We start from the raw sequence: 24,321 nt of genomic DNA, 5'->3' as shown, positions 1-24,321 counted from the left end.
ACGATAGGATACGGACATGAGCAAACCACGGACCCGCGGTCCGGCCACCGCCGAAGCGATCCAGAATGCTGCCCTCGACCTTTCCCTGGCCCGCGGCTACGACAACGTCACCGTGGAGGATATCTGCGCAGAAGTGGGGATTAGCCAGCGCACATTCTTCAACCACTTCCCCACCAAAGACCACGTAATTCTGGGCCGGGACCGCCTCGAAATTGACGAGCCTGCCGCCCGCAAGTTCATCCTTTCCTCCGGCCCCCTGCTGATTGAAGCAATGTCGCTTATCACTCAGAACGCGCCGAACCTTGGACACCCCCGAATGAACGACCGGATGAAGGTGATTGGCAGTTCCTCGGCGCTGCTGGCCCGACAAATGCAGCGGGTGAGCGCCATTGAGGAAGAGCTGGTCGAAGTCATCTCGCTGCGCATCGGCCATCAGGTGCCCGGCGCGACCGAGCAGCAGGTGGCCGACCAGTCACGAATGGTCTACCACCTGCTGTCCGGGGCAATGAGGTTTGTCTCCACCTGCGACAGCCACGCCGACGACATCGAACAGTATCTGGTCCACGCCCGGAAAGTGCTGGCCGACGTCCTGGAGCTGTCTACCGTCCAGAAGGATCCAGCCGAGTCGGCCTAACCTACTCCCGTCAGAGGACTTTCGAGAAGAACTCCCGGGTGCGCTCGTGCTGGGGGTGGTCGATCACCTGAGCGGGTGCCCCCTGCTCGACAATCACACCCTCATCCATGAACACCACCTCGTCGGCCACCTCGCGGGCAAACCCGACCTCGTGGGTCACCACCACCATGGTCATACCCGAGGCGGCCAGTTCCTTCATCACGGCCAGCACCTCGCCGACCAACTCCGGGTCGAGGGCGGAAGTCGGCTCGTCAAACAGCATCAGTTCCGGGTCCATCGCCAATGCCCGCGCAATCGCCACCCGCTGCTGCTGGCCCCCGGAAAGCTGGGCCGGATAGTGGTCGGGTCGGTCGGACAGACCAACGCGGTCCAGCAGTTCCAGCGCCCGGGCGCGAGCCTCTTCGCGCGGACGCTTAGCCACCTGCACCGGCGCCTCCATCACGTTTTCCAGCGCAGTCATGTGCGGGAACAGGTTGAAACGCTGAAAGACCATCCCGATTCGCGAGCGCTGACGTGAAATAGCCTTTTCCGGCAGTTCGTGGAGCGTGGTTTTCCCACCCTTGGTCACCTCGCGGTAACCGAGCAGTTCCCCATCCACGTAGATTCGCCCCGCCGAAATCTTTTCCAGCTCGTTGATACAGCGCAGCAAGGTTGACTTGCCCGAGCCGGACGGGCCGAGCACCACGCACACCTCGCCGGGTGCGACCTCGAGGTCCACCCCTTTGAGCACGTGCAGGTCCCCGAAGAGTTTGTGGACATCTTTAACTTGCACCATCGGAGTCTGGGTCATGGGGTCACATCCAAGAACGGGTCGTCGCGAGTAGTGGGAGCCGAGTTGATGGCCGCCTGACGGGAGGAGGCCTTGTCGGCCTTTGTTCTAGAGTCAAAGCCACGGCCGTAGTAGCGCTCGATCCGGTGCTGGACCACCATCAGGAGCGAGGTGATCACCAGGTACCAGGCGGCGGCCGCCAGCAGCAGCGGAATGGGAGCAAACAGCGCCTGCCCCTTCGTGCTGGCCACAAAGGTCAGTTCGGTCGTCACCGGGATGGCCGAGACCAGCGAAGTAGTCTTCAGCATGGAGATGGTTTCGTTGCCGATCGGGGGGACGATCACGCGCATGGCCTGGGGCAGGATGATCCGGCGGAAAATCTTTCCCCGATTCATCCCCAGGGCGGTGGCCGCCTCCCACTGGCCTTTATCCACCGAGAGCAGCCCGGCGCGGATGATCTCAGCCAGGTAGGCACCCTCGTTCAAGCCCAGCCCCAGGAACGCCATCATCAGCGGCCGGAGCAGGTCCACGGTCTGGGCGCTGAACAGCTCGGGCCCAAACGGGATCGCAATCGAGATCTGCGGGTACAGCGACGGAAGCAGGGACCAGAAGATCAACTGCGTGTAGATCGGGGTTCCGCGGAAGAACCAGATGTAGAACATGGCCACGTAGCGCAGCACCGGGTTGGGTGACTGGCGCATGACCGCCATCGTGATGGCCAGGACCGTGCCGATCACCATCGCGACCACCGTCAGCAGCAGGGTGTACAGAACCCCGGTCATGATCGTCTTGGAGAAGACCCACTGTCCCATCAGGGACCACTGGAAGTTCGGATTGGTGATCAGGCCCTTGATCACGAGTGCGACGATGACGAGAACCAGGAAGGCAGACACCCAGCGGCCCGGCCGGGGGACCGGCCGGGCGTGCAAGAGTTCCACTCCGTCGATGGTGGAAGGCATGAGAATCTCTTTAGCTGGCCGGGTTCAACTCGGCGGTGGTCAGGGCGGCCCCGTCAGCTCCGTAGGGAGCCAGGATCTGGGTCAGGTAGCCGTTGTCCATCAGGTACTGCAGGGCCTTCTGGATCGCTTCGGTCAGCGCCTCGTCGTCCTTCTTCACCGTGATGCCCTGCGGGGCCGACTCGATTACGTCGCCGATCTGTTCGAGCTTGCCGTCAGACTTCTTCACGGTGTAGCCGATCACGGTGGAGTCGGCCAGGGTGGCGTCGTACTGGCCGCCAATCACCTTGGTGGAGACATCGGTCTGAACCGTCAGCGGCATCACCTCGATGGCCTTCTTTCCGTCGGCCACGCACTGATCGGACTGGGCCAGCAGGTAGTCGTGCTGGTAGGTGCCGGTCTGCACCCCGATGGTGGTGCCGCAGATGTTGTTCGGATCAAAGTCCTTCGGGTTGCCGGCAGCGACCGCGTAGGCCGATCCGACCTCGACGTAGGAAATCATGTTGACCTGCTCGATCCGCTCGGGGGAGACCGAGAAGGAGGAGACGCCGACATCAAACTTGGAGCCCAGGGCCGGAATGATGGTCGGGAACTCTGCGTGAGAAGTCTGTCCGTCTTCCAGTCCCATCACGCGTGCCAGCGCCCGAACCAGATCGACGTCGTAGCCGACCGGGGTCTGGCCGTCGTCAGCCCGGTACTCGCCCGGGGCGTAGTCGGTGGAAGCTCCGTTGCGCAGGATTCCGCGATCCTTAATGGCCTGCGGAACCAGGGCAGCGATATCTTCCTGCACGCTGATGGTGCTGATATCGAAGGGGGTGATCTCCATCCCCGCCGCTGCCTGGGACTGACCCGAATCCGACTGCGGTTCGGACTGGGTGTCGGTGGTGGTGCCGGGGTCTGAACAGCCAGCCAGGGCCAGGGCGGCCACGGCTGCGATCGCGGCGATTCCGGTACGAGTGCGCATAGGACTCCTCTTTCAAATCATGTTATTCAGATTATGCATCGGCATGTATATTATGCGCAGGTCGTCTCAGGATACGGGTCGGCCGGTCGGGGTCCGTGGGTCTCGGGAGCGACAAAACGGCTAGCTGGCGGGGGTTCGGCTCGGATCATGGGATCGGTCACGCCAACTTTGGTGCGGTGCCGGGGTCGGCGGCGGACAGGTGGGGTTGCCGCGGCCGCTACCGCCAGAACCTGGCAAACCTCCCCGAACACTGGCAAACATGGAGCCACCGGACCCGAACCACCGCAAACCCCCAACGTTTGCCAGCACTTGACCACGTTTGCCAACGCCAGAACCTGGCGAACTTACCCAAACACTGGCAAACATGGAGCTACAGGGCCAAAACCACCCCAAACCCCCAACGTTTGCCAGCACTTGACCACGTTTGCCAACGCCAGAACACCGGCCAAACCAGACGCGTGGGCCGCAAACCACCCCTTAACACCAAACGGGCCGGACCCACCAGGTGAATCCGGCCCGCAGAGGTCTATCCCTAGCTGTTCTCCCCGTGGCGTTGATGCCGCAGGATCACCAGCCGAGACAGCGACAACTCAGCCACGGCGTCGATCAGGAGGGCCACTCCGGCAAATGTGGCCAGTTTCCGCCCGGCGGAACGCTTCTCCCCCCGGGACCGGCCAGCCGACAGGAACATCAGGCCCATGGCCGCCTCGGCCGATGCCAGCAGCGGAACCGCCCAGGGTTTGCTGACCACAAACTGGGTGTAGGAATCCCACAGGCCGCCGCTCGGTTCGCGCTCCCCAATCATGATGTCAACGCTGCGCCCAATTGCGTTCGAGACGCCGCGAGCCTGATGCAGGTGACCGCCGACCTCCTCCAGGGTGCGCCGGCCACGCAGGAAGTCCGCCACTTCCGAGGGCAAACCCAGCGAAGCGACAAACGACTTCACCGCAAGTGCGCCCCGCTGCTGGGAGGCAGCAAAGGCTAGCTCCGCTCCCACCCCGGGAACTGCATCGTGAATAGCTTCGATGTCTGCGCGCGGACCAACCAGGTCTTGAGCCAGATCCTCGGCCACCCGGTTTCCCTTGGCGCCGCCGGGGATCACCCGCTCTTCCATCCCCCAGTTGTAGGTGACGATACTCTCCGGGTCGTCGTCGTCTTCAATTAGGAAGGCCTGGAACTCATCCCCGGTCGAGGTGAGGGTGACAAGTGGGACGTCGCCGAGGGTCCAGTTGGACCGGCCGGCCGGCAGCGTCGCCAGCAGCGCCCGCTTGCCCGAAGGCAACTCCAGGTCCACAATGTCGATCCCGTTGAACGCGGCCATCAGCGGGACCGCCGAGGCGGGGGTGTCTGAGATCTCCACTACCGCCAGCGGCTGGTCGTCGTCCTCTTCGTCGTCGGTCTCGGGCAGTTCGCCCTCCAGCCGGTCTATCCCCAGGTCGCCGATCATGACTTCCGCTTTGAACTGGCCTGCCAGCTCTTCGATGAAGTCGATTAGCTTCGGTCCCGGCTCGACCTCGGTGGCGTCGGCGGGCAGCAGCCCCACGTGCTCGTCATCCATGACCACGCGGATCCCCATCATGTTGGGAGTTTCTTTGAACCAGTCCAGTTGGGCAACCACGTTCTGTTCGGTCAGATAGTTGGTGATGTCTTGCGGATCGAGCTGGCTGGCAATGATCATGCCTTCAACTCGGTTCCAGGTCTTAGCTTCCATTGGACCCCCCTTTTCTACCTCAATCTCACCATGAAACGGCGCCGATGTCTGCTCGTTCATTCGCTTGAGGGCACATGTTCAAAACCAAGGGCCTGCTGTTCACAATTGAACAGCAGGCCCCCGGGTAAAAAACTGAACTTACATCTTGGTGCCGACAGAGCCCAGACGCTGGCAGGCCTCAAGGACCCGGTCAGCCATGCCCTTTTCGGCGGCCTTGCCCCACGCACGCGGGTCGTAGGTCTTCTTGTTGCCCACTTCGCCGTCAATCTTCAGGACGCCGTCGTAGTTCTTGTACATCCAGTCGGCGACCGGACGGGTGAAGGCGTACTGGGTGTCGGTGTCGACGTTCATCTTGATGACGCCGTTGGCCACCGCCAGCGCGATTTCTTCTTCGGTCGAGCCGGAGCCACCGTGCATGACCAGATCGAAGGGACGGTCGCCCGCGTTGTGAGCAGCGCCCACCGCGGTCTGGATCTCGCCGAGGATCTCCGGACGCAGCTTGACGTGGCCGGGCTTGTAAACCCCGTGCACGTTGCCGAAGGTGAGGGCGGTCAGGTAGCGGCCGTTCTCTCCCAGGCCCAGCGCTTCCACGGTCTTCAGACCGTCTTCAGCGGTGGTGTAGAGCTTCTCGTTGATTTCGCCGACGACGCCGTCTTCTTCGCCGCCCACGACACCGATCTCAACTTCAAGAATGGTGCGGGAAGCAACCGCGAGCTTCAGCATCTTCTGCGCGATTTCCAGGTTCTCGTCCAGGGGAACAGCGGAACCGTCCCACATGTGGGACTGGTAGAACGGCTCACGACCAGCGGCCACCTCGGCAGCTTCCAGCTCCATGATCGGAATGACCCAGGAGTCCAGGTTCTGCTTGGCGCAGTGGTCGGTGTGCAGAGCCACGGTGACCGGGTAGTTCTTCGCTACCTCACGGGCGTAGGCAGCCATGGCGAGGGTGCCAGCCACGCGATCCTTGATGGTCGAGCCAGACCAGTACTCGGCGCCGCCCACGGACACCTGGATGATCCCGTCAGATTCGGCTTCAGCAAAGCCCTGCAGCGCGGCAGTCAGGGTCTGCGAAGAGGTGACGTTGATGGCGGGGTACGCAAACTTACCGGCTTTCGCCCGGTCGAGCATCTCGTTGTAAACCTCAGGGGATGCGATTGGCATGAAGCCTCCTCATAACGACAGTAGTTACGCGCTCTATTGTCCCACATTTGCCCCCGCTAGTTAACGGGACCCTTGAACTAGGCCAGATGTTGTTTCTGCCGGGGACCGTGCTGAATCACCCAGGCCCAGATGGCGATGGCGGCGGCGTGACCCACGTTCATTGAGCGGGTCGAGCCGTACTGGGTGATGTGGTAAATTTCCCGGCACCGATCCCGCATTTGTGGACTGAGGCCGGCTGATTCCTCCCCGAATACCAGGGTGGCTTCCCGCGGCAGGTCCGCCAGTTCCAAGGGCTTGGATCCGGGCAGATTGTCGATTCCGATCAGGATCCGCCCCCGGAGGTCAGCGTCCTTGGCGAACGAGTCGACCTCGGGAAAATGGTCGACCGGCAGGTAGCGGTCGGTCACCATTGCCCCGCGACGATTCCACCGTCGGCGCCCGACAATGTGGACGGCGGACACCCCCAGGGCATTCGCGGTCCGGACGATCGAGCCGATATTGAAGTCGTGTCCGAGGTTCTCAATCGCCACTTCCAGGCCCAGCGACTTGGCGGCGATTGCCTCCTGGATCGCCTCGCGTCGCCAGTAGCGGTACTGGTCCTCGACGTTGCGCCGGTCGCCGGCCTCCAGCAGGTCCGGATCGTAGTGGTCACCTTCGGGCCAGGGGCCGGTCCAGGGTCCGACCCCGACTTCCCGTTCAGGCTCGCCGGGCAAATGAGTAGCGTCGTTCACAATCCTCCAACTTGTCACGGAAGCCAGATACCATCAGAGCTATGACGATTGAATTATCTAAGGTAACCAGTAAAGGTGAGTTCGGGCCAGTCATGGCGTGGCTGACCGACATGGACGGGGTCCTGATCAGGGAAAACTCCGCCATTCCTGGCGCTCAGGACTTCCTGGAGGAACTGCGCCGACGGGAGCTCCCGTTTCTTGTCCTGACCAACAACTCGATCTTCACCAACCGTGACCTGTCGGCCCGGTTGGCCCAGTCCGGCCTGGACGTGGGTGAGGACCAGATCTGGACCTCCGCCAACGCCACCGCCGCCTTCCTTTCGCAGCAGTCGCCGCGCTCTTCCGCCTACGTGATCGGCTCGGCCGGCCTGACGACCGCCCTGCACAACGCGGACTACATTATGACCGAGGTGAACCCGGAATACGTGGTCCTGGGTGAGACTCGCACTTACGACTTCAACGCGATCACAACCGCGATCCGCCTGATTGAGAGCGGCTCCAAGTTTGTCGCCACCAACCCGGATGTGACCGGTCCCTCCGACGAGGGCACCCTCCCCGCCACCGGCGCGGTTGCCGCCATGATCAGCGCGGCTACCGGGAAGAGCCCCTACTTCATTGGCAAGCCGAATCCCGTGATGATCCGCGCCGGTCTGAACAAGATCGGGGCCCACTCGGAAACGGCAGCCATGATCGGCGACCGGATGGACACCGATATCTTGGCCGGGGTCGAGGCGGGGCTGCGCACCCACCTGGTCCTGTCCGGCTCGACCACGCTGGAGCAGGTGGCCGACTACCCGTACCGTCCGGCCTGGATCCACAACTCGATTGCGGATATCCTCGCGCTGCTGTAGCTCAGACGTGGGGTAGCAGCCTGGTGACCGCTCGGACAACTCCGCGCGGAGCCACCCGGGCTGCCCCATTGACCACCTTGTAGAGGGCGGTCGGAGTCACGATCACCTGTCCGCGCCGCACCGCGTCCAGGGCCTGCGAGACCACCTGGTCGGCCGGCGCCCACGCGAAGTCGGGCACCTCGGACATGTCGGTACCCATCCGCTCATGGAACTCGGTTTGAACCAGACCCGGGCAGACCACGGTGCAGGTGACCCCGGTGCCGTGCAGTTCCTCCGCCAGGCCCTCGGAGAAGGCCCGCACCCAAGCTTTGTGCGCCGAGTAGGTGCCCATCCCGGTGTCGGCTGCCACCGACGACACGTTCAAAATAGCTCCGTGACCCCGGTCCACCATGGCCCTGCCAGCGAAGTGGGAGGTGACCATGACCGCGCGGACCATCACCTCCAGCCCATAGAGCTCCCGGTCCAACGTGTCGTTCAGGAACCGCTTCCCCAAGCCGAACCCGGCATTGTTGACCAGCAGGCCCACGGGCCCGCCAATCTCCGGCTCGTTCTGTTCCAACCGCTGGCAGACACGAGCCAAGTCTTCCGGCTCAGCCAGGTCGGCGCGAAGGACCTGTACTTTGATCGCCGCCACCTGTCGCAGCTCTTCCGCCAACTCTTCGAGTCGGGATTCGTTGCGAGCAACAACCACCAAATTGTGTTTGGCCGCAGCCAATTGCCAGCAAAATTCACGTCCCAGTCCAGACGTGGCGCCCGTTACTAGTGCTGTACCCATAAAGTCATTCTAGTCGCATACAGTTGAGGTATGAGGATTGCAACCTGGAACATTAACTCAATTCGGACCCGCGTGGATCGGGTCCTGGCCTTTTTGGAGCGCTCCGAGGTCGACGTTTTAGCGCTACAGGAAACCAAATGTCGCGACGACCAGTTCCCGACCGCGCCGTTTGAGGAGGCCGGATACCACCTCGCCGTCCACGGGTTAAACCAGTGGAATGGGGTCGCTGTCATCTCGAAATACCCCATTTTGGAGGTTCAGATTGGCTTCCCGGGCCAGCCCGAGTTTCGCGAAGTGGTGGAAGCACGCGCCCTCGGGGTGACGGTGGATTCCCCGGCGGGCCCCCTGACCGTCTGGAGTCTGTACATCCCCAACGGGCGCGAACTGGACGACCCGCACTACACCTACAAGCTGGACTGGCTGGCCCAGCTGAAGTCGGCGGCCACCGGCTGGCTCACGACCGACCCGAACGCACTGATCGCGCTGGTGGGCGACTGGAACGTCGCTCCCGAAGACGTCGACGTGTGGGATATGGGGTTCTTCGAGGGGAAGACCCACGTTTCGCCCCCGGAACGGGCAGCCTTCGCAGCAATTGGCGAGGTCGGCTTCACGGAGGTGACCCGTCCACTCGTCACCAACTACACCTACTGGGACTACCAGCGCCTGCGCTTCCCGAAGAACGAGGGAATGCGGATCGACTTCGTCTACGCTTCCCCCGCCCTGGCCAAACGGGTCAGCGCCGCCGAAATCGACCGAAACGAGCGGAAGGGTAAGGGCGCCTCCGACCACGTTCCCGTGATCGTCGACTGGGACTAGCGGGCCTCTGCCAGTTCGATCAGGCGGTCGTTCAGCTGGTGCCAGTTCGCCTTGTGCCAATCACCAAAGCGCTCCTGGCCCAGGAACAGCGCCCCCACCGCGCGGGTTGGGTCCACCCACAGGAACGACCCCGAAACGCCAAAGTGTCCGAAGGTGCTCGGGTCGGCCCGGGTACCGGTCCAGTGCGGGTGCTTGCGGTCGCGAATCTCGGGCCCGAGCCCCCACAGGTTCCGCTCCTGGGTCCCGTAACCGGGGAGCACCCCGCGGAGGCTGGGGAAAGCCGGAGAGCGGAATGCCTCCCAGCTGGCCCGGCTCAGCAGCTCCGGCTGCAACAACTCCTGCAAAACCAGGGACAGATCCAGGGCCGAACCGACTGCCGACCAGGCCGGGGTGCCCGCAATGGTGATCCCCTCGGCTCCGAGCGGCGCCAGCAGCCGGTTCCGGGTCCAGTCCGGGTCACCGGTCGCAGCCGTGACCACCTCGCCCAGGACTTCGTAACCCTGGTTGGAGTAGATGCGCCGGCTCCCCACCCGCGCCGCCATCCGGGTCCCCTCCCCTTCCGGGGCGAGGCCCGAGGCGTGGGCGAGCAGGTGGGCCACGGTCGACCCCTCGGGACCGGCCGGTTGGTCGAGGCGAAGGTAGCCGTCCTGGACCGCGAGGTGGACCCCGAGGGCGGTGAGCAGCTTGGTCACCGAAGCGAACGGGAAGGGTTGACTCAGGTCGCCCTCCTGCCAGATAGGCTCGCCGGCCTGATCGATGGCGACTAGGGCGTGGGGGAACGGAATCTCCATGCCTTCCAGTTTGGCACAGGTTTGGGGGCCCGCCGGCAGCGAGCCCCCACCCCATCTAGGCGGCCGTCACAGTTAGTTCCCCATCGCGGGTGCCAACCGTGACCGTCCCCCCGTCCTTCACTTCGCCCCCGAGCAACAGGACCGCCAGCGGGTCACCGATCTCGCGTTGGACGAGGCGGCGCAGCGGCCGGGCCCCGTAGGCCGGGTCGTACCCGTGGTCCTCCAGCCAGGCCCGAGCCTCGTCGGTCACCGTCAGGGTGATCCGGCGCGACTCCAGCCGGGCGGCCATTTCGGCTACCTGCAGGTCGACGATCTGGCCCAGCTCGTGCTTGGTCAGCGGCTCAAACACGACCGTTTCATCCAGCCGGTTTATGAACTCCGGCTTGAAGTTTCGCCGGACCTCACCCATTACCGCCTCGCGCTTTTCCTCCGGGGACAGCAGCGGTTCGATCAGGTACTGGGAGCCCAGGTTGGAGGTCAGGATCAGGATCGTGTTCCGGAAGTCCACGGTCCTCCCCTGCCCGTCGGTCAGGCGCCCGTCGTCCAGCACCTGCAGCAAGATGTTGAACACTTCCGGGTGCGCTTTCTCCACCTCGTCCAACAGCACCACCGAGTAGGGGCGCCGCCGGACGGCCTCGGTCAACTGGCCGCCCTCTTCGTAGCCCACGTACCCGGGAGGGGCCCCGACCAGGCGCGCCACCGAGTGCTTCTCGGAGTATTCGCTCATGTCGATCCGGATCATAGCCCGCGGGTCGTCGAAGAGGAACTCGGCCAGCGACTTGGCCAGTTCGGTCTTGCCGACGCCGGTGGGACCCAGGAAGAGGAAGGAGCCGGTGGGACGGTTCGGGTCGGAGACCCCGGCCCGCGACCGCCGAACCGCGTCCGACACCGCCTGGACGGCGGGGTGCTGGCCGATCAGTCGCTTCCCAATCCACGCTTCCATTTCCAGCAGCTTCTCGGTCTCACCCTGCAGCAGGCGTCCGGTCGGAATCCCGGTCCAGGACTCGATTACCGCCGCGATCTGCTGGGGACCAACCTTGTCGGCCACCATCGGCTCGGCCGCGTGCTCCGCCTCTTCGGCATCGGCCAGTTCGGCTTCGGCAATTTGCCGCTCGATCGCCGGAATTTCCCCATTTTGGATCCGTCCGGCTTCCTCGTACCGGCCCTCGCGCAGGGCCAGTTCGAAGGCGGTTCGCAGCTCGTCCAGTTGGGCGCGCAGGTCCCCGACCCGGTTCCGGCCCGCCTTTTCGGCCTCCCACCGCAGGGTCAGACCCTGCAGTTGCTCCTCCGTGTTGGCGATGTCCTCCTGCAGTTTGACCAGGCGCTCCTGCGTGGCCGGGTCGCGGTCGTCTTCATCCGACTCACGCAGGTAGGTTTCCTCCATCTTGAGCCGGGCGACGGCCCGCTGCAGTTCGTCAATCTCAATTGGGGATGAGTCCAGTTCCATCCGCAAGCGGGAGGCCGCCTCGTCCACCAGGTCGATCGCCTTATCGGGCAGTTGCCGCCCGGTGATGTAGCGATCCGACAGGGTCGCGGCCGCGACCAGGGCGCCGTCGGAGATCGTCACCTTGTGGTGCGCCTCGTACTTGGGGGCGATTCCACGCAAAATTGCGACCGTGTCCTCGACGGAGGGCTCCCCGACGAACACCTGCTGGAAGCGGCGCTCCAGGGCGGCGTCCTTCTCGATGTTCTCCCGGTACTCGTCCAAGGTGGTGGCCCCAACCAGACGCAGCTCACCCCGAGCCAGCATGGGCTTGAGCATGTTGCCCGCGTCCATTGACCCTTCGGAGGCACCCGCCCCCACGACGGTGTGCATCTCGTCGATGAAGGTGATGATTTCCCCGTCCGAGTTGGAAATTTCCTCCAGGACCGCCTTCAGGCGCTCCTCGAACTCGCCGCGGTATTTGGCCCCGGCGACCATCGCCCCCAGGTCCAAGCTAATCAGTCGCTTGCCGCGCAGGCTCTCGGGCACGTCCCCTTCCACAATCCGCTGGGCCAGTCCTTCGACCACCGCGGTCTTGCCGACCCCCGGCTCCCCTATCAGGACCGGGTTGTTCTTCGTCCGACGCGACAGCACCTGGATCACCCGACGAATTTCCGCGTCCCGGCCGATCACCGGGTCCAGCTTGCCTTCGCGGGCAACCTCGGTCAGGTCCCGACCGTATTTGGACAGGGCCTGGAAGGTGCCTTCCGGGTTGGCGGTGGTGACCGGTTCGGGCCGGAGTTTGGCCAGGGCCGCCTCCAACTCTTCGGCGGTCGCCCCGTTTTGGCGCAGAATCCGGCCCGCCTCCGAGTCGGATCCGGCCAGCGCGATCAGCAGGTGTTCGGTGGAGACGTAGGCGTCCCCGCGCGACTCGGCCAGCTTCTGTGATGCCGTCAGCACGTTCATCAGCTGGCGAGAGGTCTGCGGCTGGGTGACGGAACTGCCGGAGCTGGCCGGCAGCGCCACCAGGGCGGTCCGGGTCCCCGCGCCCACCTCCCCGCGTTGAGCCCCCACTGCCGCCAGCAGTGAGATGGCAATTCCTTCGGGTTGTTCAAGCAGGGCCGCCAGCAGGTGCAGCGGTTCCACCTGTGCGTTTCCCACAGCTGAGGCCATTTGGACAGCAGAGCTGAGGGCCTCTTGAGACTTGGTAGTCAAGTTCTGACTCACGTCGACTCCTCATTTCTAGTTAAGTTCGTTCGGCCCGGCGCTGTAGGTCCCAATCGGAGCCCGGCGGACCGGCCGAAATGCTAACTTGAGTCTACTACACTCAACTTTGTCTGTCAGTACCCCAGATCACAGCTGAAGCTGGGAAAACAGGAGCAAAAATGGTCCCGACCCGGCCTCTGTCGAGGCCCAGGCGGGACCATTCGGCCCGCGTTTGCGGGCAATGCGACTAGCTAAACTTGGTAGGGAGGCTGGGGACCCCACTGCATCCGGGTCAGCTCGCGGCGCTTGCGGTTGACCTTCACCAGCCAGACGATCCCCACGATCAGGGCGATCAGGCCCACCAGCCCGACTACGCCGGACCAGATCAGGCCGCTGGTGGCTTTGCCGACCAGGCCGGAGATTTCCTCCCCGGTGAAGGCGAACATCGGAGCCCCATCGGGCAGGTCGCACTTGAGCGAGTAGGTTCCGCTCGGCAGGTTTCGACCCACGACCACGCCGGAGCCGGACTCTTCCGTCAGCGAGAAGGTGCCGGACTCGCCGGTAATCTCGCACTTCGAGGGGGTCCGCTCGCTCTGGGACATCAGGGCCAGGGTGCCGGACTCGCCCACGGTCACCTGACCGCCGTTGGAGACGCTGATTGAGCCGTCGGCGATCCGGTCAAAGTCGATCCCGGACAGGACCGAACCGAACAGCACCGCGGGAGCCACGATCACCATCAGGATCACCCCGGCAATCATGGTGACGATGGACCAGGCGCGCGAAGGAAGGTTGGTCGGAGTCATCGGCTGGTAGACCGGCTGGCCGTAGACCGGCTGCCCGTAGACGGGCTGACCGGTGGGAGGCCCGGCGGGAGGGGGAGTGCCGTAGCCCGGGGGCGGGACCGCGGGAGGCTGATTCGGCGGGACGCCCTCCTGCCCGGGCGTGTAGACCGGCCAGGGGCTCTGCGGCTCGGCGGGTCCGTTCGGGTTCCACTCTTCTGAGCGCTGGCCGTACTGGGGCGCAGGATTGTTAGTCTGATCGGGATTGAACCGATCTTGGGGGTCGGTCATCAGGTCATCCTCATTTCCTCAGGCCCCGCCTTTTCGCAGGTCGAAGCGCACTTGAGTCTAGTTTACCGCGGGGTCGACCCCGGCGTCCGAGAGCCGTTCCTGGCGCAGCTGGTCGATGGCTGGCAGCTCCAGCGGAGCGAGGTCTTGGCCCAGGGCTTGGGACAGCAGCAGGTCGGCCAGTTCCGGGTTCCGGGCCAGGACCGGCCCGTGCAGGTAGGTGGCGATGATGGAACCCTGAACCGCCCCCTCGACCCGGTCAAACCCATTGCCGGTTCCAGCTAGCACCTCGCCGAGCGGGCGGGCGTCGGGGCCGAGGCGGGTGCCGCCCCCGTGGTTCTCAAACCCGGTGAGCAGCTGGGTGAGCTCGGGCAAAAGCGGGCGGGTGACTACCTCGCCGATAGCCCGCTCCCCGCGCGGGTGGGTCTCCAAGTCCAGCAGTCCCAACCCGGAAATCTCATTGCCTGCCGCATCCACGTAGATCCGCCCGAGGATTTGCAGCGAGGCACAGATGGCGAGCACCGGTCGGCCCGCGGCCACCGCCCGGCTCAGCCCCCGCTCGGATCGCAGATGATCGGCGGCCAGCGCCTGAGCGGTGTCCTCGCCACCCCCCAGTGAGTACAGGTCCAGCTGGTCCGGAATCGGCTCGGACAGGTTGACGGTGACGATCTCGGCGGGGAAGCCTCGCCGCCGGGCCCGCTCGGCCAAAATCAGCGCATTGCCAGAGTCGCCGTAGGTGCCCAGCACTTCCGGGGCCAGGACTCCAATTCGAACTGTCGACTCGCTCATTGCGCCCTCCCCGCCCGATCGATCTGTTTCAGTTGCGGCAACAGGTCGCGGAAAGCCGTGTAGTTGGCGACCACCTCCACCGGGCCCGGCTGGCACTGCCGAATGGCACTGAGCGGATCGGGGACCAGCTTTGCCTCCAGCCCGGCGTAGCCCAGGCGCACGGCCAGGTCGGCAGCCCGGTCGCCACTGGCAAACAGGCGCTCCGGTTGGGGCAGTTCTTCAAACCGAACATCCCAGAGCCAGGACAGGTCCACCCCGTCGGGAATCTGCCCGTTGGTGGCGATCACCACCTGGTTCACGGTCGGGTCCACCATGGCCAACGCCTCCTGCCAGCCGGCAGGGTTCTTGGCCAGCAGCAACCGGACGCCGCGCCCGTCGACATCGAACTCCTGGTAGCGGCCGGCCACGTCGCGCACCTGGCCCACCGCTTCGGCTGCCTGGGCCGCCGGCACCCCCAGCTCCACCGCGGCGGCAATCGCCTGGGCGGCATTGTGCAGGTTGACCTGGCCGGGCAGCGACAGCTTTAGCGGGAGTTCCACCCCCGGGCCGTGCAGGCGGGAATCCTGATCCACCCACCAGTCGGGGTCGGGCCGGCGAATCTGCTCGTCGACAAACCAGCCGTCCTCGGTCCGGGTGACCTGGCCGCCAGTTCGCGGGAACGTGGTCGAGTCGGCGCCCCAGCTGGACCCGGCCGCCACCCAGGTGACGTGGGGGGCATTCCACGCGGCTGAGACAATCAGAGGGTCGTCACAGTTGGCAACGATGTGAGCCTGCGGGTTTTCCTCTACCCCCTGGCGGAGCCGGCGTTCAACCGCGCCGATTTCGCCGACCCGGTCAAGCTGGTCTCGCGACAGATTCAGCAGGACCAGCACTGCCGGGCGCACCTCCGCCGCCACCTGCGGGACGTACATTTCGTCCACTTCCAACGCCGCAAACGGGGCGCGCGGCTCGTTCATCAGGGCGGTGGCCACCCCGGGAGGCATATTGTCCCCGAGCGTATTGGAAGCCACCGTTCCCGCGGTGCCGAGCGCCGCCCGAACCATCTTGGTGGTGGTGGATTTGCCGTTGGTACCGCTGACAATCACGGCCTGCTTGTCGTGAGCCAACGTGGCCAGCACCGACGGGTCCACCGCCAGCGCCACCCGACCGCCGATCATTCCACCCGAGCCGCGCCCGAGCAGTCGAGACAGGTCTCGAGCCGAGCCGCCCAGGATGGTGGCAACGGCGCCGCGCAGCCGGCGGCCAAAAGTTAAGGGTCTGGTCATGGAACAAACCTAGCGCGGTTGGGCGGCCTTTGCCCAAGCCGCCTATCGCTCCTGACGAGAGACCAGGGCCAGGGCCACCAGGGAGCGCAGGTGGGGCGGCAATTGCCAGTAAAGGTGGCCGTGGGGTTCGAGTTCGCGCGACTGGCTCAGCGCCAACTCGCCGCGCCCGGTGGGCCGGGACGGGACCGGTGCCTGCGGGCTCCGGGTGTTGATGAACCCGTGCGAGTCGGCCGTGAACACCCGGTGAATGGGAGCGGAGTGCACCTGTTCGGAGAGCACCTCGATCTGCCGGTTCAGCTCTTCGATTTGGCGCTCCAGGTGCATGATCCGCCGAATCCCGGCCAGGTTCACCCCCTCGTCCTGCGAGAGGGCCTGCACGTGGCGCAGGCGCTGGATATCCGCCGGAGAGTACCGCCGGCCCCGACCTTTGGTCCGCTGGGGACTGACCAGGCCGAGGCGGTCGTACTGACGAAGCGTCTGGGGATGCATCCCGGCGAGCTCGGCCGCCACGGAAATCACGTAGACGGCTTCACTCGGGGAGGAGGCAGCGGTCATCGCTCACCTCCCAGGTTGGCCCGCGGGTCCCACTCACCCTGGGCGGCCTGCACCTGTTCGGCCAGCTCTTTCAGTTCCGTGGTGTCGGGGGCCGGCAGGTGAATTGACAGCTCCACCAGCAGGTCGCCGCGCTTCTTGCCGCGGTGCATCCCGCGCCCGCCAACCCGCAGCACACGGCCCGAGGAACTTCCAGCCGGCACCTTCACCTTGACGGAGGTACCGTCAGGCAGGGGCACCGCCACCTGCGCCCCCAGCACCGCCTCGGGGAAGCTGATCGGCAGGCGCACCCGCAGATTATTGCCTTCGACGGAGTAGAGCGGGTCCTTCTTGACCTGGACCGTAATCACCAGGTCCCCGGCCGGACCGCCGCCGGAACCCGGTTGACCTTTGCCGCGCAGACGAATCTTCTGGCCGTCGCGCACCCCGGCGGGAATGTTTGCGGTCAGAGTTCGCTCCCCTACCTTCAGCCGAATCGAGGTGCCCAAGTAGGCATCTCGGAAGCTGAGCGTGGTTTGGGCGGTCAGATCGGCCCCGGCCTGGGCGGGCATCCCGAAACTGGAGTAGCCCGCGCCCGGCCCGCGGCCGCCTCGTCCCCCACCCGAGAAGAGGGAGGACAGGATGTCGTCGAAGCCGCCACCCCCACCGGAAGTCTGGAACTGGTAGGTTCCGCCGCGCCCGGCCCCGTTGAACATGGAACCGAACATGTCTTCAAAGCCACCGCCCCCGCCGGAGCCGGGAGTGAAGCGCGCGCCCCCCTGCGCCATCTGCTGAATGGCGTCGTAGCGTTCGCGCTGCTCCGGGTCAGACAGGACCGAGTAGGCCTCACTGATCTGCTTGAACTTCTCTTCTGCGGCCAGATCGCCCGGGTTCTGATCCGGGTGCCACTGTCGGGCCAGTTTGCGGTACGCCTTCTTGATTTCCTTCGAGTCGGCGTCTTTCTTCACCCCAAGAGTCTGGTAAAAATCCTGGTTGAACCAGTCCTGTTCACCCATGGATACTCCTTTCTGCGTCTATTTGGGTCGGGGGCAGACCACCGACCAATAGACGGTGATGGCCCGATCTGAGCCGGGCCATCACGTGTCATTCGGGGTTGTCGACCATCACTTTGGTGGCCCGGAGCACCCGATCGTTGATCCGATATCCGGGTTGGAGCACCTGCTTGATTACCGGGTGCTCGATGTCTGGGTTGGTTTGCGCCATCAGCGCTTCGTGGAGCTGCGGGTCGAACGGATCGCCCTCGGCCCCGTAGCGCTCCAGGTGGAACCGGCTGGCTAGGGTTTCCTCCAGCTTGGTGGCGATCGAGGCGAACGGGCCGGTGCCCAGTTCGCCCGCCTCGCGGGCAGCGGAGATGTCGTCGAGCACCCCCAGCAGCGCCTCGGCCACTTCTTCTTGCCCCAGCTGGCGCTGGGCGGTTCCCTCGGACTTGGCCCGACGCACGTAGTTGCCGTACTCCTGATTCAGGTTGTACAGGTCAGCTCGCGCCCGAGCCAGGTCTTCTTTTGCCTGCTCCAGCTCGGCCACGGTGGCCTCCAACTGTGCGTTCGGGTCCTGCTCCACGGGGACCACTGCCTCCTGTTCGGGCGAACCCGCCGGGGCGGTTTGATCCGCCCCGGTGGATTCTGGCCGGCCGGGACCACCGGAGTTCTCCGGAGTTTCCCCCGCGAACTCATCGGGGTTCACAGCGTCCTGGCTCACTTGTCTTCCTCGTCCTCAATGATCTCCGCGTCGATAACTTCTTCTTCCGCGTTGACATCGTCCTGGCTGGGCAGGTCCGACTCGGCCGCCGAGGCCTGAGCTTCGGCGTAAACTTCCTGGCCGATCTTCATCCCAACCTCGTTCAGCTTGTCCAGGGCGGACTTGACGGCGTCAATGTCCTCCCCTTCCAGCGCCTTCTTGGTCTCGTCGACCGCGGCCTGAACCTCGGTCTTGGTGCCTTCGGAAATCTTTTCGTCGTTCTCCTTCAGGAGCTTCTCCATCGAGTAAACGGTCTGCTCGGCCAGGTTGCGGGTATCCTGCTCAGCCCGGCGAGCCTTGTCCTCTTCCGCGTGCGCTTCGGCCTCCCGAACCATCCGCTCGATATCGTCCTTGGGCAGAGCCGAACCACCGGTGATGGTCATCGACTGCTCCTTGCCGGTGCCGCGATCCTTGGCGGACACGTGGACAATCCCGTTGGCATCGATGTCGAAGGAGACCTCAATCTGCGGGACCCCGCGCGGGGCGGGCGCAATTCCGGTCAGCTCGAAGGTGCCGAGCGGCTTGTTGTCGCGGGTGAACTCACGCTCGCCCTGGAACACCTGGATCAGCACGGAGGACTGGCCGTCTTCCGCGGTCGAGAAGACCTCGGTGGCCCGGGTCGGAATCGCCTTGTTCCGCTCGATCAGCTTGGTCATCACGCCGCCCTTGGTCTCAATTCCAAGGGAGAGCGGGGTGACGTCGATCAGCAGCACGTCGGAACGGTCGCCCTGCAGCACGCCAGCCTGCAGCGCTGCCCCGATGGCAACAACCTCGTCCGGGTTCACGGTCTTGGTCGGCTCTTTGCCTCCGGTCATTTCGCGAACCAGGTCGGACACGGCCGGCATCCGGGTCGAACCGCCGACCAGAACCACGTGGTCGATGTCCTTGACCGAGATTTCCGCTTCCCGAATCACGTCCTGGAACGGGCGCTTGGTCCGCTCCAGCAGATCCGAGGTCATGTCCTCGAACTTCGCCCGGGTCAGCTTCTCATCCAGGTGGATGGGGCCTTCCGTGCTCATCGACAGGTACTGCAGGGAAATGGTGGTGGTGGTCGCGGTCGACAGCTCGCGCTTGGCCTGCTCGGCAGCTTCCTTCAGCCGCTGCAGCGCCACCGGATCCTTGGACAGGTCCACCCCGGTCTTGTTCTTCACCTGCTGGATCAGCCAGTCGACGATCCGCTGGTCCCAGTCGTCGCCGCCGAGGCGGTTGTCGCCGGAGGTGGCGCGCACCTGAATGGTGGAGAAGCCGTCGTCATCCTTGCCCACTTCCAGGAGCGAGACGTCGAAGGTCCCGCCGCCCAGGTCGAAGACCAGGATCAGTTCGTCTTCTTTCCCCTTGTCCAGGCCGTAGGCCAGGGCCGCTGCCGTCGGCTCGTTGATAATCCGCAGCACGTTCAGACCGGCAATCTGCCCGGCATCCTTGGTAGCCTGCCGCTCAGCATCGTTGAAGTAGGCGGGGACCGTGATGACCGCGTCGGTCACCTGGTCGCCCAGGTACTGCTCCGCATCGTGCTTGAGCTTGGACAGGATCCGCGCCGAAATCTCCTGCGCGGTGTAGGTCTTGTCGTCAATCTGGGTCGACCAGTTGGTGCCCATGTGGCGCTTGACCGAGGTGATGGTCCGGTCCACGTTGGTGACAGCCTGGCGCTTGGCGATTTCGCCAACCAAAACCTCACCGTTCTTTGAGAAGGCCACCACCGAGGGGGTGGTGCGAGCGCCCTCCGCGTTCGCGATGATGGTCGGCTCGCCCCCTTCCAGGACGGCAATTGCCGAGTTGGTGGTGCCCAGGTCAATCCCTACTGCTTTAGCCATAAGTTCTCTCCTAGTTTGACTGAAGTCTTGCTCTCACCGGGGGTTGTCCCCGCCTTGAGTCTGTTGCACTCAAGTCTACGGATGAGGAGTCTGGAGCGCAAGACCTCACCCGAAGAACTTGAGTCGACCAGACTCAAGTTGTCCCCAATCGGCACCATCTCGCGGCTTCCAGAAAGTGTGAGGCATCCCATAGGAGCAATGTCTCATTCCGAACTTCGTATTTTACAAAAAATGCATAAATCAGCTATTCGACTGGAGTAGTCTAGACAGCACCTAGACGATCTCTAGGACAAAGTTGATCTGTCGGTGCTCGGAAGGTGCCGGCAAAAACAGAAGGAAGATTGATGACTGCTTCTACCAAGCCCGTAGACGCATCGGCGACCAAGCGCGCCGGTGGGGCTGCCCGCATCATTGGCATTATCCTGATCGTAGCTGGTGCAATCATGCTGGTTTCCGGTGGCGTCGCGTGGGGTGCCGTCTCCTCGCAGCTGAAGGTTCAGCAGATGGTTGTCCCGGACGACGCTCCCTCCAACGCCGGCAAGGCTGTGGCTGGGCCGTTCACCGCCTGGTCCATGCAGGAGATCATTAACATCCACGCCGAGCACTCCACCGAAGGCGAAACCTACGCCACCCTGGGCGATAAGGTGAACGAAGCCAAGGCCGAGTTCGGCGACGACTCCGAGGAAGCCGCCAAGCTCCAGGCCCTGCGCAACACCGCTCAGAGCGCCGCGTTCCTGCGGGCCTCACTCTTCACTTCGATCCTCGCGTTTGGCGTTTCCGCTCTGGTCATGGGCCTGGGCGTCACCACCGCGATCACCGGGGCTGGCTTCGTTGTCAGCGGCAAGAAGGACTAGCCTCCTCCCGACGTAACAGCGTAGAAGGGCCACCCATCGGGTGGCCCTTTTTGCTGCCCTTCAACTATTGAACGGCTTCGAGTTGTCCGAAGTTACGCTAGTTCTGACCTACTGTTTGTTCGGGACCTTGGCCCCCACCGACATTGAATATGCCGCCTTCATTCAAATTAGTCGGCCGTCGAGATAACCTGACGGAGGAAGCAAGATCCACCACACCGCCGCCGCACTCGGGATCGAGAAAAGCGGGGCGGTACGCTGGAACCGACCGTGGAGCACCGCCGAAAGGACCTCAGATGACCACCGAGCTGGTTACTACCGTCACCCCGGAGATCGTGGCCGCCCTGGACCACCTCCTGCCGCAGCTTTCCTCTTCCGCGCCAACGCTGGACGCCGAAGGGGTTTCCGCCCTAATCGACCAGGATGGCGTGTACCTATTTGCCTACCGGAACGAGCCGGGCAGCCCGATCCTCGGCCTGCTCACCCTGGCCACCTTCCGTATCCCCACCGGCTTGCGTGCCTGGGTCGAAGACGTGGTGGTGGACGAGGCTGCCCGCGGGCACGGCGCCGGCCAGCAGTTGGTCGAAGCCGCGATTGAACAGGCGTTCTCCCTCGGGTGCCGCACGGTGGACCTGACTTCCCGCCCTTCGCGCGAAGCAGCCAACCGCCTCTACCAGCGCTGCGGCTTCGAACTGCGAGAGACGAACGTGTACCGCTACGCACGCTAAGTGCCACAATGGAATCATGACTCACACTGCAAATTACCTGGACTACCTGAACGCTTCCCCCTCTCCCTTCCACGCCGCGCACGAGGCGGGCCGCCAGCTAGCTGAGGCCGGCTTTGTCGAAGTGGACGAGAGGCAGCAGTGGCCCTCGGAGCCGGGCAGCTACTTTCTGATCCGGTCCGGGGCGCTGGCCGCCTGGATCATTCCACCCCAAGTGAGTCAAACTGCCGGTTTTGCCATCTTCGGCTCGCACACCGATTCCCCGTGCTTCAAACTGAAGCCGACACCCGACCACCTCAGTCCTGACGGCTGGGGGCAACTGGCCGTCGAGGTTTACGGCGGGATGATCTGGAACTCCTGGCTGGACCGCGAACTGGCCCTAGCCGGGGCGCTCTATGACCGCTCGGGTCAGGCGCACCTGGTTCGCACCGGTCCGCTGGCCCGGATCCCGCAGTTGGCAATCCACCTGGACCGAACGGTGAACGAGGGGTTGAAGCTGAACCCCCAGCAGCACCTGCGCCCGGTATGGACCGTCGACCAGCCCACCGCTTCGATCGGGGCGCTGCTGGCCGAGGCGACCGGCCTCCCCGAGGAAGAGGTCGCTTCCGCCGACATCTTCCTGGTTCCCAGCCAGGGCGCCGCGCTGTTTGGGGACCGGGAGCAGTTCGTCGCCGCCGGACGCCAGGACAACCTCTCTTCGGTGTTTGCCGGTCTGACCGCCCTCAAGGCGACCGCACCCAACCCCGAGGTGATCCCGGTCCTGGTGGCGTTTGACCACGAGGAGATCGGGTCGGCCACCCGCACCGGCGCGGCCGGGCCGTTCCTGGAGGACGTCCTCCGTCGAACCGCTGGTGCCGTCGGTGCCACCGGTGATCAGTTCTGGCAGCTGATGGCGCGTTCCAGTTGCATCTCAGCGGACGCGGGCCACAGCGTCCACCCGAACTACGCGCAGCTGCACGACGATGACACCCGTCCCCTGCTGGGGCGCGGCCCACTGCTCAAGATCAACGCAAACCAGCGGTACGCCTCGGAGGGCCAGGGAATCTCCCTCTGGCACCGGGTCTGCGCCGCCGCCGGGGTCGAGTCGCAGGACTTCGTCTCTAACAACGCGGTTCCCTGCGGGTCCACGATTGGCCCGATCACGGCTACTCGCCTCGGCCTGCTGACCGTAGATGTAGGGATCCCACTGCTGTCGATGCACTCCGCCCGGGAAATGAGCCACGTTGCCGACGAGGAGGCCCTGATTCAGGTGGCCACCGCCTACCTCAACGGCAACCGATAAACGAAGACCCCGGGACTAGGCCAGAGTTGGCTGGCCGTCCCGGGGTTTCGCCGGATCCAACTTCTACGAGCTTATCCTCGCTCCCGCTAGCTCTTTGAGACCAGTTTTTGCGCGCGCTGGAAGCTGACACCGAGTAACTTCCCAATATCCCGGTAAGGCAGACCCTGCCCCGCTAAGCTCCGGGCAGCTTCCCGCGTGATCTGACTGGCAGCCGATTGTGCCTTGTCAGCTTCAGCTCTCACCTGCTGCACGTCAGTGGCCAACTTCCCGATCGTGCCCTGCACTTCAACGTTCACCACTGCTTCCGCCGGGTTTGACTCCACCTCTGGGAAAAGACCGAGCGCATCTCTGACCATTGGCTCAACCTGCTCGAGCCTTTTCACTTGAGTGAACAAGCCTGGCACTTCCGCTACCGTGACAACCCACCACCCCTCATCACGGCTCACTTTCGCGGTGTAGGTACTCATTCTTCAACTCCTAGCTGCCTGAGAATTGTGTGGGCGAAACGATTTGGAATCTCATTGTGGCGCGGCAAGGTCGCGTATTTCTCGCCCACCCACACCCAGGTATGACTTCCCCCCTCTTTCACAACCAGCTCCAAACCCTGCTCTTTGGCATACTTCCTAATGATTGAGAGCAGGTCTTTCCGCTTGGTCATCAAAGTAGTCTACACGACGCGACTATACAAGTCTATCTAGGTAGACTGACCGACAGTGGTTCGCTCCGGTTCGGAGAGCTACGACCGTTCCCCCATCCGGACGACCACTCTTCTCGCGCCTGATCACCAACCCAGGTGGCCACCGCCTACCTAAACGGCAACCGCTAAACGAAGACCCCGGGACTAGGCCAGAGTTACCTGACCGTCCCGGGGTTATCGCTGAGTTGACTAGAGGCTGGCTACGGCCACAACCTCAACCGGCACATTGCCGCGAGTGGCCTTCGAGTAGGGGCACAGCTCGTGCGTCCGGTTAGCCAAGGCCTGAACCTGGTCTAGCTCCAACCCGGGAACATAGACCTCCATCTTGACGGTCAGGGCGAAGCTTTCACCCTCCGGGCCGATTCCGACCGAAGAGCGGACCACCGACTGGGAGACGTCGGCCCCCACCTCTTTGGCCGCCAGCGCCAGCGCCCCCTGGAAACAGGCACCGTAACCCATGGCGAACAGTTGCTCCGGGTTGTTCCCCCCACCCGGGCCACCCATTTCGGTCGGGACCCGCAGGTCCAGCTCCAGCTCGGGGTTGTGCGAGTGGGCGTGCCCACCCCGACCCCCGGTCACTTCGGCAACGGCTTGGTATACGACGGAATCTGGTGTGTTTGTCATCTCTCCATTTGAGCACAATCGCGCCTAGGACTCAAGCCCTAGGCGCGATTTATTGACAAGGTTAAAACAGCTCTGAATCCTAGCCGTTCGGCCTCTTTGGCCAAATAGTTGACACGGCTGTCTTGGCCGCCGG

The 24,321-nt window shown here is 64.2% G+C and carries 25 protein-coding genes; 6 read left to right on the top strand and 19 right to left on the bottom strand.

Features of this window, described 5'->3' with window-relative positions; genetic code table 11:
• The first annotated feature begins 16 nt into the window (after nt 1–16).
• Nucleotides 17–634 carry a TetR/AcrR family transcriptional regulator gene (locus tag SAC06_RS01540; RefSeq protein WP_350258463.1) on the top strand — a complete coding sequence of 206 codons (618 nt, stop codon included), beginning with the start codon at nt 17–19 and terminating at the stop codon, nt 632–634.
• Nucleotides 635–644: 10 nt separating this feature from the next.
• Here the strand turns inward: SAC06_RS01540 and SAC06_RS01535 are convergent, their stop codons facing one another.
• The 6 genes from SAC06_RS01535 to SAC06_RS01510 all read right to left on the bottom strand — a co-directional run bounded on the left by SAC06_RS01535 (nt 645) and on the right by SAC06_RS01510 (nt 6,926).
• Complete coding sequence (locus tag SAC06_RS01535) at nt 645–1,409, bottom strand: amino acid ABC transporter ATP-binding protein (RefSeq protein WP_412766232.1); 765 nt, start codon at nt 1,407–1,409, stop codon at nt 645–647.
• Nucleotides 1,410–1,420: 11 nt separating this feature from the next.
• Nucleotides 1,421–2,362 carry an amino acid ABC transporter permease gene (locus SAC06_RS01530; RefSeq protein ID WP_350258461.1) on the bottom strand — a complete coding sequence of 314 codons (942 nt, stop codon included), beginning with the start codon at nt 2,360–2,362 and terminating at the stop codon, nt 1,421–1,423.
• A 10-nt stretch (nt 2,363–2,372) separates the two neighbouring features.
• Nucleotides 2,373–3,323: an ABC transporter substrate-binding protein gene (locus tag SAC06_RS01525; protein ID WP_350258460.1), complete on the bottom strand. Its 951-nt coding sequence runs from the start codon at nt 3,321–3,323 to the stop codon at nt 2,373–2,375.
• 532 nt (nt 3,324–3,855) lie between these two features.
• A complete protein-coding gene (locus tag SAC06_RS01520) occupies nt 3,856–5,034 on the bottom strand; it encodes a hypothetical protein (RefSeq protein WP_350258459.1) in 1,179 nt (392 codons plus the stop codon).
• A gap of 138 nt (nt 5,035–5,172) precedes the next feature.
• The gene (gene fbaA, locus SAC06_RS01515; protein ID WP_350258458.1) at nt 5,173–6,195 is read right to left on the bottom strand and encodes a class II fructose-bisphosphate aldolase; all 1,023 of its coding nucleotides are present in this window, start codon (nt 6,193–6,195) and stop codon (nt 5,173–5,175) included.
• Nucleotides 6,196–6,272: 77 nt separating this feature from the next.
• A complete protein-coding gene (locus tag SAC06_RS01510) occupies nt 6,273–6,926 on the bottom strand; it encodes a TrmH family RNA methyltransferase (protein ID WP_350258457.1) in 654 nt (217 codons plus the stop codon).
• Nucleotides 6,927–6,967: 41 nt separating this feature from the next.
• Here SAC06_RS01510 and SAC06_RS01505 point away from each other — a divergent pair, with 41 nt between their 5' ends.
• A complete protein-coding gene (locus tag SAC06_RS01505) occupies nt 6,968–7,777 on the top strand; it encodes an HAD-IIA family hydrolase (protein ID WP_350258456.1) in 810 nt (269 codons plus the stop codon).
• Between the two features lies 1 nt (nt 7,778).
• On the opposite strand, the gene SAC06_RS01500 is transcribed toward SAC06_RS01505, so the two are convergent.
• Nucleotides 7,779–8,552, bottom strand: a complete 774-nt coding sequence (locus tag SAC06_RS01500) for an SDR family oxidoreductase (RefSeq protein ID WP_350258455.1) — start codon at nt 8,550–8,552, stop codon at nt 7,779–7,781.
• Nucleotides 8,553–8,582: 30 nt separating this feature from the next.
• Between SAC06_RS01500 and SAC06_RS01495 the strand changes: the two genes are divergently transcribed.
• Nucleotides 8,583–9,368: an exodeoxyribonuclease III gene (locus SAC06_RS01495; RefSeq protein WP_350258454.1), complete on the top strand. Its 786-nt coding sequence runs from the start codon at nt 8,583–8,585 to the stop codon at nt 9,366–9,368.
• Here the strand turns inward: SAC06_RS01495 and SAC06_RS01490 are convergent.
• The 9 genes from SAC06_RS01490 to dnaK all read right to left on the bottom strand — a co-directional run bounded on the left by SAC06_RS01490 (nt 9,365) and on the right by dnaK (nt 20,009).
• The gene (locus SAC06_RS01490; protein ID WP_350258453.1) at nt 9,365–10,159 is read right to left on the bottom strand and encodes a serine hydrolase domain-containing protein; all 795 of its coding nucleotides are present in this window, start codon (nt 10,157–10,159) and stop codon (nt 9,365–9,367) included. The two genes, SAC06_RS01495 and SAC06_RS01490, sit on opposite strands and share 4 nt — an antisense overlap.
• Nucleotides 10,160–10,214: 55 nt before the next feature.
• A complete protein-coding gene (gene clpB, locus SAC06_RS01485; protein WP_412766231.1) occupies nt 10,215–12,755 on the bottom strand; it encodes an ATP-dependent chaperone ClpB in 2,541 nt (846 codons plus the stop codon).
• A 284-nt stretch (nt 12,756–13,039) separates the two neighbouring features.
• The gene (locus SAC06_RS01480) at nt 13,040–13,858 is read right to left on the bottom strand and encodes a hypothetical protein (protein ID WP_350258451.1); all 819 of its coding nucleotides are present in this window, start codon (nt 13,856–13,858) and stop codon (nt 13,040–13,042) included.
• A gap of 57 nt (nt 13,859–13,915) precedes the next feature.
• The gene (locus SAC06_RS01475; RefSeq protein ID WP_350258450.1) at nt 13,916–14,644 is read right to left on the bottom strand and encodes a glutamine amidotransferase; all 729 of its coding nucleotides are present in this window, start codon (nt 14,642–14,644) and stop codon (nt 13,916–13,918) included.
• Nucleotides 14,641–15,909 (bottom strand): Mur ligase family protein, encoded by a 1,269-nt coding sequence (locus SAC06_RS01470; RefSeq protein ID WP_350258449.1) that lies wholly within the window; start codon nt 15,907–15,909, stop codon nt 14,641–14,643. The genes SAC06_RS01475 and SAC06_RS01470 overlap by 4 nt, the downstream gene beginning before the upstream one ends.
• Nucleotides 15,910–15,951: 42 nt before the next feature.
• A complete protein-coding gene (locus SAC06_RS01465; RefSeq protein ID WP_350258448.1) occupies nt 15,952–16,464 on the bottom strand; it encodes a heat shock protein transcriptional repressor HspR in 513 nt (170 codons plus the stop codon).
• Entirely contained in the window at nt 16,461–17,456 is a 996-nt protein-coding gene (locus tag SAC06_RS01460) for a DnaJ C-terminal domain-containing protein (RefSeq protein ID WP_350258447.1), read from the bottom strand. Before SAC06_RS01460 ends, SAC06_RS01465 begins: the two co-directional genes overlap by 4 nt.
• 88 nt (nt 17,457–17,544) lie before the next feature.
• The gene (locus SAC06_RS01455; protein WP_350258446.1) at nt 17,545–18,159 is read right to left on the bottom strand and encodes a nucleotide exchange factor GrpE; all 615 of its coding nucleotides are present in this window, start codon (nt 18,157–18,159) and stop codon (nt 17,545–17,547) included.
• Nucleotides 18,156–20,009 carry a molecular chaperone DnaK gene (gene dnaK / locus SAC06_RS01450; protein WP_350258445.1) on the bottom strand — a complete coding sequence of 618 codons (1,854 nt, stop codon included), beginning with the start codon at nt 20,007–20,009 and terminating at the stop codon, nt 18,156–18,158. The genes SAC06_RS01455 and dnaK overlap by 4 nt, the downstream gene beginning before the upstream one ends.
• 344 nt (nt 20,010–20,353) lie before the next feature.
• On the opposite strand from dnaK, the gene SAC06_RS01445 reads away from it, so the two are divergent.
• From SAC06_RS01445 to SAC06_RS01435, 3 genes are all read left to right on the top strand, one after another.
• Nucleotides 20,354–20,863, top strand: a complete 510-nt coding sequence (locus tag SAC06_RS01445; RefSeq protein WP_350258444.1) for a hypothetical protein — start codon at nt 20,354–20,356, stop codon at nt 20,861–20,863.
• A 293-nt stretch (nt 20,864–21,156) separates the two neighbouring features.
• Nucleotides 21,157–21,588 (top strand): GNAT family N-acetyltransferase, encoded by a 432-nt coding sequence (locus tag SAC06_RS01440; protein WP_350258443.1) that lies wholly within the window; start codon nt 21,157–21,159, stop codon nt 21,586–21,588.
• 16 nt (nt 21,589–21,604) lie between these two features.
• Nucleotides 21,605–22,867 (top strand): M18 family aminopeptidase, encoded by a 1,263-nt coding sequence (locus SAC06_RS01435; RefSeq protein ID WP_350258442.1) that lies wholly within the window; start codon nt 21,605–21,607, stop codon nt 22,865–22,867.
• 86 nt (nt 22,868–22,953) lie between these two features.
• On the opposite strand, the gene SAC06_RS01430 is transcribed toward SAC06_RS01435, so the two are convergent.
• The 3 genes from SAC06_RS01430 to SAC06_RS01420 form a co-directional block, all read right to left on the bottom strand.
• A complete protein-coding gene (locus SAC06_RS01430) occupies nt 22,954–23,334 on the bottom strand; it encodes a type II toxin-antitoxin system HicB family antitoxin (RefSeq protein WP_350258441.1) in 381 nt (126 codons plus the stop codon).
• The gene (locus SAC06_RS01425; RefSeq protein WP_350258440.1) at nt 23,331–23,525 is read right to left on the bottom strand and encodes a toxin HicA; all 195 of its coding nucleotides are present in this window, start codon (nt 23,523–23,525) and stop codon (nt 23,331–23,333) included. The genes SAC06_RS01430 and SAC06_RS01425 overlap by 4 nt, the downstream gene beginning before the upstream one ends.
• 228 nt (nt 23,526–23,753) lie before the next feature.
• On the bottom strand, nt 23,754–24,188 hold the full coding sequence (locus SAC06_RS01420) for an Ohr family peroxiredoxin (protein ID WP_350258439.1): 435 nt from the start codon (nt 24,186–24,188) through the stop codon (nt 23,754–23,756).
• Between the last annotated feature and the right edge of the window lie 133 nt (nt 24,189–24,321).

Origin of the sequence: Scrofimicrobium sp. R131, from assembly GCF_040256745.1 — a bacterium.
GTDB classification, from domain to species: Bacteria; Actinomycetota; Actinomycetes; order Actinomycetales; family Actinomycetaceae; genus Scrofimicrobium; species Scrofimicrobium appendicitidis.
The sequence above is the reverse complement of the archived record's forward strand: the minus strand, read 5'-3'. Positions and strand labels throughout refer to the sequence as shown.